Below are 17475 nucleotides of genomic sequence, written 5' to 3'. Positions count from 1 at the left end.
GTAGTGAATACTTCAGTGCATGGACGGGATCGCCTCAGCACTCGCAGACACCACCAGGTGGCAGCTGGTCGCACTGCTCGCGGAGCGGCCACGGTCGGTCGGCGAGCTGGCTGAGCTGACCGGGCTGCGGCAGCCGCAGACGACCAAGCACCTGCAGACCCTCGCCCGCGCCGGCCTGGTCACCATGGCCCCGCTCGGGCAACGGCGGGTCTACGCGGCCGAAGCGGTTCCGCTGCGGGAGTTCGCGGACCAGCTCCAGAAGCTGGCCGTGACGATCGAGGCGCATGCGGGGGAGCGCGACGTGCTCGACCGCTACCGCGCCGCGATCGAGGCCGACACCGCGGCCGCGAACCGGGATCGCTGGGCCGACGGCCGCGCGTTCTCCTTCGAACGCGTGCTGCCGGTGCCGCCGGAAACGGTCTGGCGGTACTGGACGGACGCCGGGCTGCTGGCGTCGTGGTGGGTCCCGCCGTCCCTGACTGTCACCGAGTGTGTCCTCGAACCGGAGCCGGGCGGGCGCGTCGTTCTCGCCTACCGCGACGCCGAAGGCACTTACCGCTCGGAAGGGCAGGTCCGGACCGCTCGCGAAACCGAGCGGCTCGAGTTCGACCTGTCGGTGCTGGACGCGGCCGGAGCCGTCGCGTTCAGCGGCCACTACGACCTCGCCCTCGCCCCCGCGGCGAACGGCGGCACCCGGCTGCGGCTGGGTCTGGAGATCAGCGCAACGACGGTCGAGGCCGTGTCCGCTATCGCCGGAATCGAAACCGGCTGGGGACAGGTCCTCGACCACCTCACCGAAGTCATCACCCGAAAGGACATCCAGTCATGACCGAGCGTCGCGTCACCGCCAACCTCGCCCTGACCCTCGACGGCCGCTACCACGGTCCGGAAGGCCCCGGCGACATGAGCGCGATCATCCCGTACGTCACCACCGAAACCGCCCGCAACCAGATGTCCCGCATCTGGGAGAACGCGACGACCGCGCTGCTCGGCCGCCGCAACGCGGAAGGCTTCCTCGGCTTCTGGCCGACCGTCGCCGCCGACGAGAACGCCGACCCGCGCGACCGCGGTTACGCGAAATGGTTGGTGGACACGGAAAAGGTGGTCCTGTCGAGCACGCTCACCGAGTCGCCGTGGGAGCGCACGCGCGTCGTGAACGCGCCCGCCGCCGAGGTCGTCGCCTCGCTCAAGGCCGACGGCGAGGGCGACATCCTGGTCAACAGCAGCGTCAGCGTGATCAAGGCGCTGCTGGCCGAGGACCTGGTCGACCGGCTGTACCTGACCATCTGCCCGCAGATCGCCGGCGGCGGCCCGCGCCTGTTCGACGACGGCCTGCCGGGTACCAAGTGGACAGTCGCGCACCAGGAGACCGGCGACCTCGGCGAAGTGGCCCTGGTTTACGACCGCGTGCGCTGAGCGGCTTGACCTTCACGCATACGGCAATGTTTAGCGTCGATTTCATGAGTGAAGGACAGTTTGCCGGCAAGGCCGTGATCGTCACCGGCGGCGGAACGGGCATCGGACAGGTCACCGCACGCGAGTTCGCCCGGCGAGGCGCGGACGTCCTCGTCGTGGGCCGCACCGCGGAACGGCTCGCCGAAACCGCGGAGGGCTTCCCGCGGATCCGCCCGTTCGCCGCCGACATCACCTCGCCGGGTGCGGCGGAGGAGATTGTCGCTGCGGCACTTGCCGAATTCGGCCGGCTCGACGTGCTGGTGAACAACGCCGGCATCGTCGAACCGGCCGCGCTGGGCGAAATCAAGCCCGGAGCGTTCGACGGAATAGTGGCGACGAACCTGCTCGCGCCGGTTTACCTCGTGCAAGCCGCGATGCCGCACCTGAGCGCGGTGGTCAACGTGACGACCGCGATCGGCCAACGCGGCTGGCCGATGGCAGGCCGGGAGTTCTACGCGGCGACGAAAGCCGCACTGGAGTCGCTGACCCGAAGCTGGGCAGTGCAACTCGCCCCGCGAGGCATCCGCGTCACCGCGGTCGCCCCCGGCCCGGTCGCCACGGAGATCTACGCCCGCGAGGGCCTGACCGCCGAAGAAGCCCAAGCACAGCACGAAACCCTGCGCGAAATGGTGCCACTGCGCCGCCTCGCCCGGCCGGAAGAAGTCGCGCATTGGATCGTCGAGCTCGCGAGCCCCGGCGCCGACTACATCACCGGCGCGGTAATCCCCGTCGACGGCGGCGCAGTGATCGCTTAGCGGCGTACGCTCGGGTCGTGCGGATCGGAGAGCTGGCGAAAGCCACCGGCGTGACGACCAGGGCGCTGAGGTTCTACGAGGAGCAGGGCCTGCTGACCGCGGCCCGCTCCCACAACGGTTACCGGCACTACGACGAGTCCGCGATCGAGCGGGTGGCGAACATCCGCTACCTGCTCGATTCCGGCCTGACGATGGAAGACATCCGGCCGTTGGGCTCATGCCTGCAGGGAGACTTGCCCTCTCGGAGGTTGTCCTCGAGCGCGGTAGCGCTGGTGGATAGGCGGTTGGCTGTTTTGGATGAACGGATCGCGGCGCTGAGCCGGGCACGGGAGAGACTGTCGTCGCGAGCAACTGCTGCGCGGGGCGAGGTTGGTTGCGAGTGATGCGCGAGTAATGGCAGGGGAGCGCAACGCTCGCGGCTGTTCCGGCGACTAGCGGACGTACCTACGAAAAGGGAGCGCCCGTTGATCCTGGTTCCCGACTGCACAGTGGTTGCCGTACCGCTGCTGGCCGATGGCTCCGGCAAGATCGACAGCCACGGATGAGGCGCTGGCCTTGGCTGCTGATCGCGGCCTCTGTCGTCCTCATCGTGGCGTCACTGCGACCGCTGCTCGGTTCGGCCGATTGGGCCGGGCTCGGGCAGTGGGTGGGCGGAGCGGGAGCACTTGCCGCTGTCGTCGCGGCCCTCTGGCTGGCCGGTGCCGAGTCCCGGCACGAGCGAGCACGCGAAGCGGAGCGTTCGCGGATCCAGGCGTATTACGTCAAGGCGGAGTGGGCAGCGGGTCGGCTGGAGGGCGAGTTGCCGCCGATCTTGGTGCGGCATTCCGGCACCGAGCCGATGGTGAACGTCCGGATCGTGGCAGTACACAGCAGTGGGCCACCGTCGCGGCCGCCGTTGAAGGCGGACGCGAACACGGACTGCCCGGTACTGCTTCCTGGCGAGCCGTGGCACGTCGAGTGGCGGCTCGCCAGAAAGGATCTCGGCGACACAGCGATCGCGCACTACTGCTCGTCGGCGAGCCGGATAGAGATCGCCTACGAGGATCTGGCGGGCGGCCGATGGAAGCGGATCGGGTCGGCTCCTCCGGAGCCGGACCCACGCGCGAAGTGATGTGCTGGCCAGCGCTTGAGGGTGGGGCCGGAGAGACTCGAACTCTCACTGGCACGGACCTAAACCGTGTGCCTCTGCCAATTGGGCTACGGCCCCCAGGAACCAGGTGTGATCGTAGCGCGCGCCACGTTCGGGTTCGCTCGGCGTGGCCAGTCGTCGTCTCGCGGGGGTTGTCCTCTACCGTGGACCGCCTACAGTCCGACTGCGGCGAGGAGGGCACGTGGCTCGCGACCCCGAGACCATCGAGCGTGAGATCGAGCAGGCGAGGACCGCTTTGGCGGCGACCCTCGACCAGCTGGGCACGAAAGCCAATCCGCAGAAACTCGCCGAGCAGGCGAAGGACGGCGTGCGCGCGAAGCTCGACAACCCGAAGGTCAAGTACCCGCTGATCGGGGCTGGCGTGCTGGTGGCCGTGCTGCTGGTGCGGAAGCTGTTCCGCTGACGGGTTCGCGTCGCTGACAGGCACGCCTCCGGTTACGCCGGGTGCTGCTTCGGTCGCGCGCGGACGGGTCGCCGAATACTGGCTGTTTCCGCCCTGGATGGCGGATGGACAGCGGTGATCGCTACGCCCGGTGAACTTCGTGAGAAGTGCCACTGAACCAGGGGTCACCTGTTTGGTGGTCCCTCACCTGGGTCGGTCGGGGGCATCACGTTCGCCGAATCGGGCTACCCCGCTGGGGTGACGCGGTGGTTTTTTCGCCGGTGTGCTGGGCGTGGCCAATTGTTTGCGGGTGTGAACGGGTGATCCCGCTCGGCGGCAAGGTACCGGCGCTCAAGGGGCCCTGAGGCGAGGGCGAAACAGGGGTGCGTGCAGGCAAAACCAGGCCGCGCAAACGTGGCCTGAACGCGCTGGCAGACCCGGCCGCGACGCGGGAGCTGAACGCGCAGGCGGACCAGTCTGCGAAAGAGTTGAACGAGCAGGCAGATCAGCCTGTGAAAGAGCTGCGCGAGCGGGCGAACCGGCCCGCGAGAACCTAGCTGTACGCGCAGGCAAGCCGGTCCTGTGGGACGCCCAGGCGAACCGACCTGCGGAAACCCGAGCTGAACAACCAGGCAAACCGGTTGCGAAGACCCGAGTGGAACGTAGGCAAACCAGCCCGCGAGAACGCGAGCTGAACGAAGAACTACTGCGGGATCAGGCGCGTGCGACCGGAGGCGTGGCCGACGCGCCCGCTGTCACACCGGGGCGGCTCGCTTCGTCCGGCTTGCGGTCTTCGACCTCTTTCGGGAGTTGCTTGCTCGGCGGCAGCGCTGGCTTGGCGGCCTTGTCCTTCTCCGCGGACGCCGACGCCGACGCGGCCGCGGGAGCAGCGGGAGCCTCGGGCTCGGAAGCCGCAGTAGCGTCCTTCGCCGCCTTGGCGCCGCCCGACGGCGGGATTTCCAGCGGTTCGATGTCCGGCAGCGTCAGGCGGGCGGCCATGTACGCGCTGGTGAACTCCAGTGCGTTGCCGTTCAGCAGGTGCACGACCGTGGGTCGCTCGTTCGGGGCGAGCTTCTCCACGAGCTGGTCGGCCCGGTCGCGGGCGGCGATGATGCCCGGCGCCTTGCCGGTCAGCTCCTTGCCGCGGCCGCTGACGGTGATCGTCCAGTCGTCGTTGTCGTGCTTGTACGTCGCCGTGATCGTTTCCACCACTGCCTCACCCCTCTCGTCATCAGCATGCGTCACAGGTCGAGACCCGGCCACCGCAAACTCATGACGCGATTCCTGCTTGCCGGCCGCTGGCGCGACACTCAGTGTGTCTTTCTACCGTGTCATCGATACCGTAAGAAAACTCTGTGTCACAAGTAACGGGACGAGATGTGCGCTGAGTGACGACCGAATGGCCTAATGCACGGTCATCTTCACGTGCACGCTAGATCGCACGCTGTGACAACCCGGCCCACAACAAATCCATGGCGTACTCGGTGGCCTTCTCGGGAGTCACCTCCGGGAAGCGCTCACACCAGATGGCGAGCCGCTCGCAGGCTCCGACGACGAACTCGGCCGAGGCTTCGGCGCGCAGGGTGTCCTCGCTGTCGAAATAACCGCTCATCAACGCGGTGATCAGGTCGGTCTGCTGCCGGCGGGTTTCCTCGATCTCGTCCGCGGCGGGGGTGCCGATAAGAGCCATCTCGTGTCGCAGCAGCGACCAGGCCTGGCGGCGCTCGCGGATGAAGACGAAGAACGCCAGCAAGCCGCGCCGCAGCGCCTCCTGTGCCGAGTCCGCGCCGACGATCGACTGCTCGGTGGCCTCTTGCAATGCCGACCGAGACTGCCGGATGCACGCCAGCAGCAGGCCCTCTTTCGAGTTGAAGTACTCGTACAGCATCGGCTTGGACACACCGACCAGCTCGGCGATCTCGTCCATCGACGCCATCGCGTAGCCGCGCTCGCCGAAGACCTGCTCGGCGACCTCGATCATCTGCCGTTCCCGCTCGGCTCGGGGCATGCGCTTGCGCTTGGCGGTGGTCATGGAGCACACTCTACCGCCAGTAACCTACTCCGAGTAAGCTGGACTTCGGGTAACAGTTAACGGGAGGACGCATGGGCAACCGCACCGAGACCGGCGTGATCGTGGTCGGCACCGGGTTCTCCGGGCTCGGCATGGCGATTCAGCTGCGCAAGGACGGCCGCGACGACTTCGTGGTGCTAGAGAAGGCCCAGGACGTCGGCGGAACCTGGCGCGACAACAGCTACCCCGGTTGCGCGTGCGACATCCCGTCGCACATGTACTCCTTCTCCTTCGAGCAGAACCCCGGCTGGTCGCGCGCCTACTCGCCGCAGCCGGAGATCTACGAGTACATGCGCGGCGTGGCGGACAAGTACGACCTGCGCCGCTTCATCCGCTTCGGGCAGGAGATGACCGGCGCGCGCTGGGACGCCGAGGAGAACCGCTGGCACGTCAGCACCCGCGGCGGAGACGAGTTCGTGGCTCCGGCGCTGGTCGCGGGCGTCGGCGCGCTGCACCGGCCGATGATCCCGGACCTGCCGGGCATCGAGCGGTTCCAGGGGCGCGCGTTCCACTCTGCCGAGTGGGAGCACGACTTCGACTTCACTGGCAAGCGGGTCGCCGTGGTCGGCACCGGGGCCAGTGCGGTCCAGTTCGTGCCGAAGATCGCGCCGGAGGTCGCCGAGCTGACGCTGTTCCAGCGCACGCCGCCGTGGGTGATGCCGAAGGCCGACCGCGACATGCCGGGCTGGCTGCGCGGGCTGTTCCGCGCGGTGCCGCCGGTGCAGCGGCTGTACCGGAATTTCCTTTACTGGACCCTGGAAGCGCGCGCGATCGGCTTCAACGGCCAGCCGTGGATCATGAAGGTCGGGCAGCGGCTCGCGAAGAGCAACATCGACCGCGCGGTGTCGGATCCGGAGCTGCGCGCCAAACTGACCCCGGACTACACCATGGGCTGCAAGCGCGTGCTCATCTCGAACGACTACTACCCGGCGCTGGCCCGCGACAACGTCGACGTGGTCACCGACGGCGTCGCCGAAGTGCGCGAGCACAGCATCGTCGACCAGGCGGGCGTCGAGCACGAGGTGGACGCGATCGTCTACGGCACCGGATTCCACGTGACCGACGCGTTCGACAGCCTGGAGATCGTCGGCCGCGACGGGCGCAATCTCGCGAAGGAGTGGGCGAGCGAAGGGATGCGGACGCATCTCGGGATCACCGTCAACGGCTTCCCGAACCTGTTCTTCCTCCTCGGGCCGAACACCGGACTCGGCCACAACTCGGTCGTCTTCATGATCGAGGCGCAGATTTCCTATATCGCGCAAGCGTTGCGGCTCGCCGGCGACCGGGCGCTGGACCCGCGCGAGGACGTGCAGGAGCGGTTCAACGCGCAGGTGCAGAACAAGCTCGAAAAGGGCATCTGGACCCAGGGCGGCTGCAAGAGCTGGTATCTCGACGCGAAGGGCGTGAACCGGACGCTGTGGCCGGGCTTCACCTGGCGGTACTGGCTCGACACCCGGACCGTCCGGCGGGACGACTACGAACTGCTCGGCTGAGGGTGGCACGAAGGGGACTTTCGCGGCGGGGGATGGAGCCGCGAAGGTCCCCCTCGTGGTCTCTGCGGCAGTCCACAGTGGACTACGGGTACGAGGGGAAGCTTTCGCGGCAGGGGAGGAGTCGCGAAAGCTCCCCTCGTAGTTTCAGGGCAGCGTTCAGCGCGGAGCGGCGCTCCACAGTGGACGCTGGCCGTGCGCGGGCAGCGTTGTCGTCGAGCGGAGAAGGAAAAGGAAAAGGAAGAGTACGAGGGGGACGTTCGCGGCAGGGGAGGAGTCGCGAAGGTCCCCCTCGTGGCCTGTGGTCAGGCGGGAGCGAGCTTGCGCAGGTGCGAAACCAGCTCGGCCGTCGGAAGACCGCACAGTTCGGCCATCCGCTCCAGCGCGGCGAAGTCGAACGACACCTCGTCGGCCGAGGCGCTCGCCGGCGCGGGCGGGCCGGACGCCGCGGGAGCGGAAGGGCTTGGCGCGGCAGGAGATCCGGGTCCGGGAACGGAAGCGCCGGCGGCGGCTCCCGCGCGGGCGGGCATCGCGACTCCGCTCTGCCGCAACCGTCCTTCGGCCCAGCGCCGCAACGGAGCCAGCTCCGGACCCGCCTCGGCGACGACCCGGCGCAGGTCCACGCGGACCCGGCCCGGTTCCTCGGTGAAGACCCGGCTGTGCACCTTCGCCAGCAAATCCTGCGGAAGCTCGTCCATCGCCACGCACAGTTCGACCAGGCGCACCACGGAACACTGCCGGGTGCCCAGTTCATACGTCGCCAGTGTCTGCAGCGAGATTTCGCTCTGCAGATGCGCGTTCAGCTCTTTGCGCGTCCATCCCCGGCCACGCCTGAGCTTGCGCAGCTCGTCTCCCAGCACTCGCTGGTAGTGCTCAGCGTCGATCACGGCCCCTGCCCCTCAACCAACTTCGCGGACGCGGGCTTGCGTCCCGATGGTGAAAGTGCCGAAGCGGCCGCTCATTACGCGGGTTTCGGGAGAAATTTCTACTTGCCCCGAATGGAGCAACGCGTCAGTTGACGCAGGGCACGCCGTCGGCGGTGATCGGCTGGTCGTCGCTCCCCGGACCGGTGGGCGTCGACGGCGGCGCGGCCTGCTGCTGCGCCGGAGGCGCTTGCGCCGCACCGGTTCCGCTCGAAGCACCGTCGGCGGGCTGGTAGTCCGAACCGAGGTACACCTTCACGTGGCCCTTGGGCACGCTCTTGTCTTCCTGCACCGTCGCCTTGGTGCCGAGCGCGTCCGCGACCGCCTGCCCGGCCGCCTCGCCGCCGCTGGGGACCCAGATCACAGTCGTCTTGCGCGAGGACGCGTTGTCCGTGTCGCCCGCGGTGAAGCCCTTGTCCACCAGCTGCTTGGACACGCTTGCCGCGAGACCGGTGCGGTCCGAGGCGTTGCGCACGTCGACCGTCGTGTCCTTGTGCGACGGGTCCGGCTTCTGCTGTTGCTGCGCCGGCGCGCCGTCGGCTCCGGCCTGCGGACCGGTGAGGCCCTGCACGAACGCCTTCACCTTCTCCGGGTCGACCTTCACCGCGACGCCGTCGTTCGGCGTGCGGTACTCGACGTTGTCGACCGGGATGGTGCGGAACTCCAGCTGCCCGCCGGTGAGGCCCTTCATCTGCTGGGCGAAGTTGAAGATGTCCCAGTTCTGGTTCAGCACCACGGACTTCTTGATGGCGTCGACCAGAGCGTTGAGCTTGCCCGGATCGGTCAGCGTTCCCGCGGAGAGGATCTTGCGCGCCATGCCGGCCATGAACACCTGCTGGCGCACCACGCGGTCGAGGTCGCCGCGCGGCAGCCCGTGCCGCTGCCGGACGAACTCCAGCGCCTCCACCCCGGAGATGGTGTGCTGGCCCTTGGTGAACTTCGCGCCGGAGAAGTCGTCGTCGACGTTGTCCTTCAGGCAGACGTCCACGCCGCCGATCGCCTTCGTGATGTCGCTGAAGCCGAGCAGGTTGATCGCCGCGTAGTTGTCGATCGTGGACCCGGTCAGCTCCTGGATCGTCGAGATCAGCAGCCGCGCCCCGGCCTGGTTGGCCTTGACGTCGAGTTCCTTCGGATCGGTGACGCCCTGGGCCTGCAGGTCCTTGCGCGCCTGCAGCATCGCCCTCGCGTACGCCGAGTTGATCTTGTGCTTGCCGTAGCCGGGGATGTCGACGTACGAGTCGCGCGGCAGCGAGAGCGCGACGGCCTTGCTGCCGTCGTTCGGGATGTGGACCAGGATCAGCGTGTCGGTGTTCAGCTCGCCGTCCGATTCGCCCGCGCGCAGCTGGGCGAGCAGTTCCGGGGAGAGCGGGTTGCCTTGCGCGTCGGTGCGGCTGTCGAGGCCGACCAGGAGGATGTCGCGGGCGCCGTCGGCGGGCTTGTCGCCGCCCGCGCCGTCGCCGATCACGTCGGAGTAGTTCAGCCCGTTGACCAGCCCCTGCAGCGACGCCCACGCGTATCCGGTGAGCCCCATGACCAGCAGCGACACCACGGTCAGAGCGATTTTCGCCCCGCGCAGGCCGCCGCGGCGGGCGCCCCGGTACGGACGGCGCGGGGGCGGTCCGGGACGCCGGGGCGGTCCGCCGGCCTGCGGTTCGCGTCGCGAGCGGGGCGGTGGCCCGGGCCGCCGCGCCGGTCCCCGGCCGGGCTGGTCCTGCCACGAGCGGGCGGGGCGGCGATCGCCTTGCCCGTTCCGAGGCGGGTAGTCCACGGGGCCGGCTCCTTCTCGTCGTTCTGGTCGTCCGCTTCTGGAGACGCATGGTGCCGGGCGGGGGTTGCGACGGATTCGCACCTCCCCCGTGCGGTGTGGTGCGCACCACCTATGGTCCGGTATCCGAAGCAGTTTCGCCCGGTCGGCGGTACGCGTGTCGCGCGTCAGGGTGTCGCGGGAGCCGCCCGTCTCGTCGGCACCATGCACGAACCCGCTCCGACCAGCGCCAACGCCGCGGTGAGAAGGTGCAGGACGACGACCGCCGAGCCGTGCGTTTCGCCCCCGGCGGCGGCCACGAGCGACGGCACACAGGTCAGCGCTGCGGCGAACCAGGTCGCGGCCGAGGTCGCCGCTCCGCCGGTCCGGACGGCGTGCAGCAGCAGGACGCCCAGGAGAAGGTGCACGAGGCTCTGGACCGGGTCCAGCCGCAAGCCGAGCACGTCGGCGTCCGCGGCTTCAGCGCCGAAGCGGGCCAGCGCGAGACCGAACACGCCGAGCGTCGCGTAGCCGATGCCCAGTGCGGCGGCGGCGCGGGTGAGCAGCACCTGACGACGGCCGGTCGGCGTGTACGGAAGCGGCGCGGCGGGCGCTTCGGTGCCGGGTTTGCCCGGATGGCGTTCGAACCACCAGAAGACCAGGGCCGCGGGCACGAGCAGCAGCGCCACGGCGGCGAGCATGCGCGGCTGCAGGAGCCAGGTCAGGCCGTTCGCGATCGGTCCGGGCAGATAGACGACGGCGACGAGCAGCAACATCGCGGCGAGGAACGCCAGGTACAGGCTCATCGGGGCGCGCAGCATCAGCCCGGCGGTGCGGGTGACGCGGTCGTGGGCGGCCCAGCGACGCAGCGGTGTCGCGAGGAGCCCGACGAGGCCGAGCTGTGACACACCCAGCAGCAGGACGGTCCACGGCCGCGCGGACAACGCGGCAGGCGCGCCCGGGTTGCCGAGCAGTACCGGCGAAGCGTCGAAGGCGAACACTGCGACCGCGAGGGCCGCGACGCCGCTTACAGCCGCGACGGCGAGCACTGGGCGGCGAAGCCGGACGCCATCCGCGTACGCGAACGCCACCTGCTGCGCGAGGAGCGCTAAGGCGAGCGTGGCGGCGTAGCGCGGCCAGGACACGTCCGTCCAGCTCGCGGCGAGTTCTCCGGCTACGACGACGGCGGTCAGCGCCGCGACCGACCACAGCCGCGTACGGCGGTAGAGCGCGAGCAGCATCGGCGCGCCGACGACGGTCAGCAGGTAGACGCCCAGCAGCCACAGCGGGTGCAGCGCGATCCGCATGACGGTGGCGTTGGTCCCGGCCGGGATGCCGAGCAGTTCCAGCGCCAGCGGCACGATCAGGGCGACCACGGCGAAGATCAACGCCGGGCGCAACAACGGGCTGGACCGTTCGGCGAGGTAATGCCGGTAGCCGCGGTCGCGTTCGGCCCGCCAGCCCGCCGCGTTGGCGAGGCCGCCCGCGAAGAAGAGCAACGGCGTGAGCTGCGCGAGCCAGGTCAGCGGCCACCAGGTGGCCTGCGGTGCGCCCGCCCAGTCGGCCAGTGCGGTCGCCGACTCGCCGACCAGCAGCGCCGCCGCCCCGGCGATGCCGAGCACCGCCCACGGCCGGGGGACGCCGCGAGGCAGGCGCGGCCGCGGGGTCGTGCGGCGGGCGGTGTGCCAGCCGCGCAGGCGCATCGCGAGCAGGCAGCCGATCACCAGGACGCCGGCGACCATCGGGCCGATCGGGTCGCCGACCGGCGGGCCCCAGCGCTGATGCCACGAGTTGACCACCAGCCCGCCGGTGAACACCGACGCGACCAGCTGGCAGGTGCGCTCGGAGTTCACCGGGTTCAGCTCGCAGGTGCGGTGCATGTCCTGCTCGAGCCGGTCGTCGAGCGCGGCGCGGGCGGACTGGCCGAGCGGATGGCCCTTGTCGTTGGCGTAGCGGAGCAGGTCGTAGCCGAGGTCGTGCGCCTTGCAGGGGACGGAGAAGTCCCACTTCGTGTTGTCGTCGCCCCACGGGGCCGAGCAGCCGCCGTCGAGGTGCGCCGCGCGGACGGTGCCGTCGCGGGCAGGCAGCGGGCCGGGCTTCACGCCGGTGACCGCGGTGAAGTCCTTGGGCAGGAGCGCGAGCGCGGTGGCCTGCCCGTCCGGATGGGCGAGCGCCTCGACCGCGTTCTGCGCCGCGAGCACGCCGCCGGTCGGCGGACCCTGGTCGGGCGGGGACGCGGGCCGCGAGGCGATCAGGCCGAACCCGAACACCACGAGCAGGACGAGCAGCAGCCAGCCGGACGTCGACCAAGGTCGGCGAACGCGAACGGCGGCCGGGGCACGGTCGTCGGTGGCTGGCATGCGCACCAGGGTGCCAGCCCGACGCGCGCTACGGGAGGCGGCTGTCCCCCTCACCCGGGTGGGGGGTAACCCCCGGGGTTGGGCTGAGGGGGCTTGTCTCGCTGGAGGGGGGCGGGTTCGTCGGCGGTGCGCCCTGGGGGTGAGGGGTCCCGTCGCGATGGAGGGGCAGCCTCGTCGGTGGTGAGCCCTGGAGTGGGGCGAGGAGCTGTCCGGCTGGAGCGGGCAAGTCTCGTCGGCTGTGACGCGTGGGGCGCGGGAGGAGTTGTCCCGTTGGAAGGGACCAGCCTCCTCGGCAGTGAGCCCCGGGGTGGGGCGGCGGCCCGTCCCGTTGGAGGGGCCAACCTCGGCCGCGGGCCCCTGGGCGGGTGAGGGCGTTGATTGCGCTGAGCGGTTCGGGAGCTACGTGGGGTGCTCGATTCCTGTCTTCGCCGCCGCTCTCGGCGCAGGTGCGGTGCGCGGCTGGCCATGCTCGACGCGCCCCAATGCCACATTGGGGTTGTTTCATCGTGGTTGTGGCTGGTGGGGGCGGTGGTTGCGGGTTGGTTGGGTTGTGGGGCAAGGGGGAAGTGCTGTCGGGGCCCGGCGTGGCGGCGTGGGCATGGGTGAAGCCCTCGGCAGGATCGAGATGTGAGTCAACCATCCGCCGAGGGCTTCGACCCTCTTTCCTACCAGGTCGTTCTTCCTCTTTCGCGGCAGACCCTGCAGCTGGTCGCCGAGTTGATCCGCGGGCGCCGGCGGCGGTTGCGGTCCCGCTGGCGCAAAGCCGGCCCGGCCGGGCAGGCTTTGGTGGTGCTGGCGGTGTTGCGCCACGATCCGCGGCTGGCGCACATCGCCGGCGGTCACGGCGTCTCGGCCTCCACGGTGCGCCGGTGGGTGCTGGAAACCGTCGGCCTGCTCGCCGCCCGCGCCGCCCGGCTGGACCGGGTCCTGGACCGGCTGGCCGCCCGCGGCGCGGCGGTGGCGCTGGTGGACGGGACGCTGATCCGGACCCGCCGCCGGGCCGGGCGCGCCAACCGGGCCCATTACAGCGGCAAGCACAAACAGCACGGGCTGGTCGTGCTCGGGCTGACCGACGAGGCGGGCCGGCTGCTGTGGATCTCCGCGGTCCTGCCGGGCCGCACCGCCGACATCACCGCCGCCCGCCGGCTGCGGATCCGCGAACGGCTCCACGCCCGCGGCCTGTCCCCGGCCGGGGACAAGGGCTTCCACGGCTGGCACAAAGACGTCCGCACCGCCCGCGACTGCCCGCACTGCGGCGGGCCCTGCGAGCAGATCGTGCTCACCCCGTTCAAAGCCGAAACCAACCGGCCGCTGACGAAAGGCCAGAAACAGGCGAACGCGGCGTTCGCCGCGATGCGCTGCGCGGTCGAGGGCGGCTTCGCCGCCCTCAAAAACTGGCGCATCCTCGACAAACTCCGCATGGCACCACGCCACCACACTGCTGCGCGCCCTGCTCGTCCTCACCCAGCACGAACAACACGCCCGCGACACCGCCCAGCCCACCCCGGCCTGACAACTACCACACCCCGCCAACCCGCCATGACCAGCACAAACCAGGATGAAAAAACCCCATTGGGTGCGTCAGATGCACCCAATGTGGCGTTCGGTGCGTCCAGCGCACCCAATGTGGCATTGGGGGTTCTCCGCGGTGGGTGCGGGGCCGGTGGGTGCGGTGCGCTGTGGGCGTACGTGAGGGCCACCTTCAGGGAATCTGATTCCGTGAGGGTTCCCCTCACGTACCTCCGCTGGAGCGGGGAGTCCGCAGCCCGGGCGGGAGCATCGCCGCGGTGCGGCTCGGGAGGGTTCGATCCACGATGGACGGAACGCGGCCCGACCGAGCCAGGGCCGAGTCCGAGGGAGCGGCGGCGGATTTTCGGGTCTCGGCCGTCCGGGTTCGGCAATCCCGGCCGTTCCGATCCGGCCGAAAAACCGGCTGCCCCGGTTAGCGGTCCGGCCGACAATTAACCCCTCGGCTCAATCCGGCGGAGGAACGGGGCGCGGCTCGTCGCGGACAGTTGCTGAATCGGTTTCGCGATTAATCGCAAAGAGTGCCGGTGATCGGAATTGTGGATCACTCGGACGGCAGATCCGCATCCGCGAAGCGCACCTGGTTCCGGCCGCCTTCCTTCGCGGTGTAGACGGCCGCGTCGGCGGCTTGCAGCAACTGTTCCAGTGTCGTTCCGTTCACCCCGAGCAATGCGACGCCGATCGACCCGGTGCGGCCGGTGATCAATGCCGAACCGCCGCGTTTGTCGGTCGTCACGATGCGCTGATCGGCGATTGCGGTACGGATCCGTTCCGCGGTCACCTTCGCCGCCGTGGTGTCCGCGTCGGGCAGCAGGATGAGGAACTCCTCGCCGCCGAAGCGGCCGATGATGTCCTTGGGGCGGGTTATCTCGTCGAGAGTTTGCGCGACCGTGCGGAGCACGTCGTCGCCCGCCGGGTGGCCGTACGTGTCGTTGATCCACTTGAAGTGATCGAGGTCGATCATCAGCAGCGCCAGGGTTTCCCCGCCGCGCGCGGCCCTTGTCAGCGCGCGTTCCGCGGATTCCGACCACCCGCGCACGTTGAAGATCCCGGTTTTCGGATCGGTGCGCGCTTCGGATTGCAGTTGGTTGATTTCCGCCAGCCGGTTGCCCAGCACCGTGATGAGCACGAGGATCACGATCGCGGGCGGGATGTTCACGAGCAGGATCGTCGCGATGGTGCCGAGGCTGATCGTCGACAGCTCCAGCAGGTTGTCGTCCTTGGTGCCCAAGACGTTGCGCAGCGTGGGCGCGGACGTGCCGCCGAGCGCGAGCAGCCCGCCGATCACGATCGCCTGCAAAGCCGCGTAGCTGAAGCCGACGAGCATCAGGATCCCGAAGACCTGCAACGAGTTCGCGGGCGAAAGCCGGGCCAGTTCGGCGGACGCGAAGGTCTGGTACAGGTGGTGTGCCAGCAATGCCGACACCGCATGCGTGAACGAGGTGAACACGAACTTGTGCGGCGGCCGCCGGGAGTTGAACCACCGCTGGATCCGCAGCAGCGCGATCAGCAGCAGGGTCAGCGGGATCGGCAGCAGCAGCGCGGCCGGGAACACCCAGATGCCGGTCAGGTCGATGTGGACGGCGGTGACCCGGTTGCGCCGCCGTTCCTCCTGCCGCCGGGTGAGCTGGATGTGCACCGTCGCGCAGCCGGCGAGGATCGCGAACCGGCCCCAGTCCACGAGATCCGGGCTCGGCGACGCGATCACGCCGAAGGTCAGCAGCGCCACCGCGATCGCGTCCCAGGCGAGCAGGAACGCCACCATCCGGCGCGGTTTCGTCCAGAGATCCCATGAGGAAACGGGGTTCGCGGCGATCAGCGCGCGCAGCCGTCCCGCGAAGCCCGTCGCGGCGGGCGGTTCCTCCCCGGGGCCGCGGCGGTCACCGCGCGCCGGTTCGGTTCCGGGCATCGGGCCGTGCCTCCTCCGGTGTCGGATGCGGTTCCCGGAAGCTTCCCGGTTCTGCGTCGTTATCAGTTGCCGGTATCATCTCACTCACCGACTTCGAACGCTGTATTCGGCCGTAGTCTCCGAACCCGGAGACGCCTTCCGCGACAACTGCTGCATCCATGAAGTAAATTGCGGAGGAGCGTCCCCGCTGTCCCCCCGAGTGAGGTGTTTTCCCGTGCGCGACCGCGAAGCGTGAATCGAGCTGTTGTCATTTTCCGATGAATTGTCAGCGAGCGGAGGTGGACAGCTGTGCGTGACCGTGAAGCGTGAGTTCCGTGACCGATCCACGACGGATTCGTGACAATGCGAACGGAGGTGTGTTCCGTGCGTGACCGTGAAGCGTGAACCGACTTCCCGTCCGGCGTATCCGGACCCATTCGGCCGGTGCCTCGACCCCGGCCAGAGTTCCATCCCGCAACCCACGATCAGGCCCCGGCCGCGACCGCGTGCCGCACCCGGGTCCACGAGAACGCGGTGGGGATCGCCAGAGCCACGCCGGCCAGCCCGGCCAGCGCGATGGCGGTGACCGCAGACCCGGTCGCCTGGGCGACTACCCCGCCGAGAGCCACCCCGACGCCCTGCGCCACGCGCAGCCCCGTGCGGTAAAGCCCGCCGGCGCCGCCGCGCAGTTCGTTCGGCACCCAGGTGGAGAACGTCGCGGTCACGGTGATGATGTAGGCGCCCATCGCACCGGCGAGCGCGAGCAGCACCAGCGCGACCACCAGGTTCGGCTGCAGCAGGAACAGCGCGAGCAAGGCAAGCGACGTCGTCGCCAGCACGCCGAGCAGGCGCTGCCGGACCTCGGCGGACGCGAATTTCGACAGCAGATAGGCCCCGGCGACGAAGCCGAGCGGGTCGGCGGCGAGCAGCCAGCCGACCGCCGCGGACGGCGCGTTCAGCTGCTGGGCCAGCGGCGCGGCCAGTCCTTCGGGCACCACGGCCAGCCCCACGAGCCACGACAACGCGATCAGCACGCGCAGTTTGCGCTGCCCGAACACCCAGCGCGTCGCGGAGAACCAGGTGCTGTGGTCGCCTCCGGCGGCGGGCCGGTCGTGCACCCATACCCGCACGATCACCGCGGCGATCGCGAAACTCACCGCGTCGATCGCCAGCGCCCACGACGTGCCCACTGCCGTCACCAGCACGCCGCCGCCGGCGAGGCCGAGCAGCTGCACCGTGTTGGTGGTGATCCCGCGCAGGTCCTGGCTGCGCAGGTACAGATGGTCGTCGGTGAAGACTTCCCGGGTGATCGCGTTCTGCGCCGCGTTCGCCGGTGACGCGGCCAGCTGCACCGCGACGAGCAGCAAACACAGCGCGACCAGCGGCATCCCGGGCAGGCTCATCAGCCCGACCAGCACCGCCTGCGCGGCGGCGCTCACGCTCAGCACGGCGCGGCGCGGATAGCGGTCGGCGAGGAAGGACAGCCCGAGCCCGCCGGCGAGCGCGGGCAGGAAGGTCAGCGCGTAGACGACGGCAGCCCAGAGCGCGGAACCGGTGCGGTGGTAGACGAGGATGGACAACGCCACCTTCGCCAGCTGGTCGCCCGCGCTCGAGATGGCCTCCGCCGCCCAGAGCACGCGGTATTCGACATTCCGCAGCGGCGCCGTAAGCCGAGAGGTCGCTTCGGTCGTCACGAGATGACCACTGCCCCCTCCCCGATCGAGTGAATG

15 protein-coding genes and 1 tRNA gene are annotated in these 17475 nt (G+C 69.6%); 8 read left to right on the top strand and 8 right to left on the bottom strand.

The annotated features are described in order from the left end of the window. Nucleotides 1–19: 19 nt before the first annotated feature. The 5 genes from DMP23_RS09090 to DMP23_RS09070 all read left to right on the top strand — a co-directional run bounded on the left by DMP23_RS09090 (nucleotide 20) and on the right by DMP23_RS09070 (nucleotide 3321). On the top strand, nucleotides 20–829 hold the full coding sequence (locus DMP23_RS09090) for a metalloregulator ArsR/SmtB family transcription factor (RefSeq protein WP_337820760.1): 810 nt from the start codon (nucleotides 20–22) through the stop codon (nucleotides 827–829). Continuing rightward, nucleotides 826–1416 carry a dihydrofolate reductase family protein gene (locus DMP23_RS09085; protein WP_337820759.1) on the top strand — a complete coding sequence of 197 codons (591 nt, stop codon included), beginning with the start codon at nucleotides 826–828 and terminating at the stop codon, nucleotides 1414–1416. The genes DMP23_RS09090 and DMP23_RS09085 overlap by 4 nt, the downstream gene beginning before the upstream one ends. A gap of 44 nt (nucleotides 1417–1460) precedes the next feature. Next, a complete protein-coding gene (locus DMP23_RS09080) occupies nucleotides 1461–2210 on the top strand; it encodes an SDR family NAD(P)-dependent oxidoreductase (RefSeq protein ID WP_337820758.1) in 750 nt (249 codons plus the stop codon). Between the two features lie 17 nt (nucleotides 2211–2227). Continuing rightward, complete coding sequence (locus DMP23_RS09075; protein WP_337820757.1) at nucleotides 2228–2593, top strand: MerR family transcriptional regulator; 366 nt, start codon at nucleotides 2228–2230, stop codon at nucleotides 2591–2593. Between the two features lie 158 nt (nucleotides 2594–2751). Further along, entirely contained in the window at nucleotides 2752–3321 is a 570-nt protein-coding gene (locus DMP23_RS09070; RefSeq protein ID WP_337820756.1) for a hypothetical protein, read from the top strand. Nucleotides 3322–3343: 22 nt separating this feature from the next. Here the strand turns inward: DMP23_RS09070 and DMP23_RS09065 are convergent. Beyond that, nucleotides 3344–3417: transfer RNA gene (locus DMP23_RS09065), tRNA-Leu, on the bottom strand. A gap of 124 nt (nucleotides 3418–3541) precedes the next feature. Between DMP23_RS09065 and DMP23_RS09060 the strand changes: the two genes are divergently transcribed. After that, nucleotides 3542–3763, top strand: coding sequence for a DUF3618 domain-containing protein (locus tag DMP23_RS09060; protein WP_037358573.1), 222 nt, complete (start codon nucleotides 3542–3544; stop codon nucleotides 3761–3763). Nucleotides 3764–4456: 693 nt separating this feature from the next. Here the strand turns inward: DMP23_RS09060 and DMP23_RS09055 are convergent. After that, the gene (locus DMP23_RS09055) at nucleotides 4457–4954 is read right to left on the bottom strand and encodes a hypothetical protein (protein WP_238604515.1); all 498 of its coding nucleotides are present in this window, start codon (nucleotides 4952–4954) and stop codon (nucleotides 4457–4459) included. Between the two features lie 220 nt (nucleotides 4955–5174). Next, on the bottom strand, nucleotides 5175–5774 hold the full coding sequence (locus DMP23_RS09050) for a TetR/AcrR family transcriptional regulator (RefSeq protein WP_037815230.1): 600 nt from the start codon (nucleotides 5772–5774) through the stop codon (nucleotides 5175–5177). A gap of 71 nt (nucleotides 5775–5845) precedes the next feature. Here DMP23_RS09050 and DMP23_RS09045 point away from each other — a divergent pair, with 71 nt between their 5' ends. Continuing rightward, a complete protein-coding gene (locus DMP23_RS09045) occupies nucleotides 5846–7306 on the top strand; it encodes a flavin-containing monooxygenase (RefSeq protein WP_337820755.1) in 1461 nt (486 codons plus the stop codon). Between the two features lie 302 nt (nucleotides 7307–7608). Here the strand turns inward: DMP23_RS09045 and DMP23_RS09040 are convergent, their stop codons facing one another. The 3 genes from DMP23_RS09040 to DMP23_RS09030 form a co-directional block, all read right to left on the bottom strand. After that, nucleotides 7609–8190: a helix-turn-helix domain-containing protein gene (locus DMP23_RS09040; RefSeq protein ID WP_134734339.1), complete on the bottom strand. Its 582-nt coding sequence runs from the start codon at nucleotides 8188–8190 to the stop codon at nucleotides 7609–7611. 124 nt (nucleotides 8191–8314) lie between these two features. Next, nucleotides 8315–9994 carry an LCP family protein gene (locus tag DMP23_RS09035; RefSeq protein ID WP_443111253.1) on the bottom strand — a complete coding sequence of 560 codons (1680 nt, stop codon included), beginning with the start codon at nucleotides 9992–9994 and terminating at the stop codon, nucleotides 8315–8317. A 164-nt stretch (nucleotides 9995–10158) separates the two neighbouring features. Further along, the gene (locus DMP23_RS09030) at nucleotides 10159–12330 is read right to left on the bottom strand and encodes a phospholipase A2 (RefSeq protein ID WP_337820754.1); all 2172 of its coding nucleotides are present in this window, start codon (nucleotides 12328–12330) and stop codon (nucleotides 10159–10161) included. A 627-nt stretch (nucleotides 12331–12957) separates the two neighbouring features. On the opposite strand from DMP23_RS09030, the gene DMP23_RS09025 reads away from it, so the two are divergent. Continuing rightward, nucleotides 12958–14295: a transposase family protein gene (locus DMP23_RS09025; RefSeq protein ID WP_337820753.1), complete on the top strand. Its 1338-nt coding sequence runs from the start codon at nucleotides 12958–12960 to the stop codon at nucleotides 14293–14295. A 106-nt stretch (nucleotides 14296–14401) separates the two neighbouring features. Here DMP23_RS09025 and DMP23_RS09020 read toward each other — a convergent pair whose 3' ends face one another. Both DMP23_RS09020 and DMP23_RS09015 read right to left on the bottom strand, forming a co-directional pair. Continuing rightward, nucleotides 14402–15766: a GGDEF domain-containing protein gene (locus DMP23_RS09020; RefSeq protein ID WP_337820752.1), complete on the bottom strand. Its 1365-nt coding sequence runs from the start codon at nucleotides 15764–15766 to the stop codon at nucleotides 14402–14404. 464 nt (nucleotides 15767–16230) lie between these two features. Beyond that, entirely contained in the window at nucleotides 16231–17439 is a 1209-nt protein-coding gene (locus DMP23_RS09015; protein WP_134734342.1) for an MFS transporter, read from the bottom strand. Nucleotides 17440–17475 lie beyond the last annotated feature (36 nt).

The sequence above is a fragment of the Amycolatopsis sp. A1MSW2902 genome, from assembly GCF_017312175.1.
GTDB lineage: Bacteria > Actinomycetota > Actinomycetes > Mycobacteriales > Pseudonocardiaceae > Amycolatopsis > Amycolatopsis nivea.
This window is presented reverse-complemented; position numbering and strand designations above follow the sequence as displayed.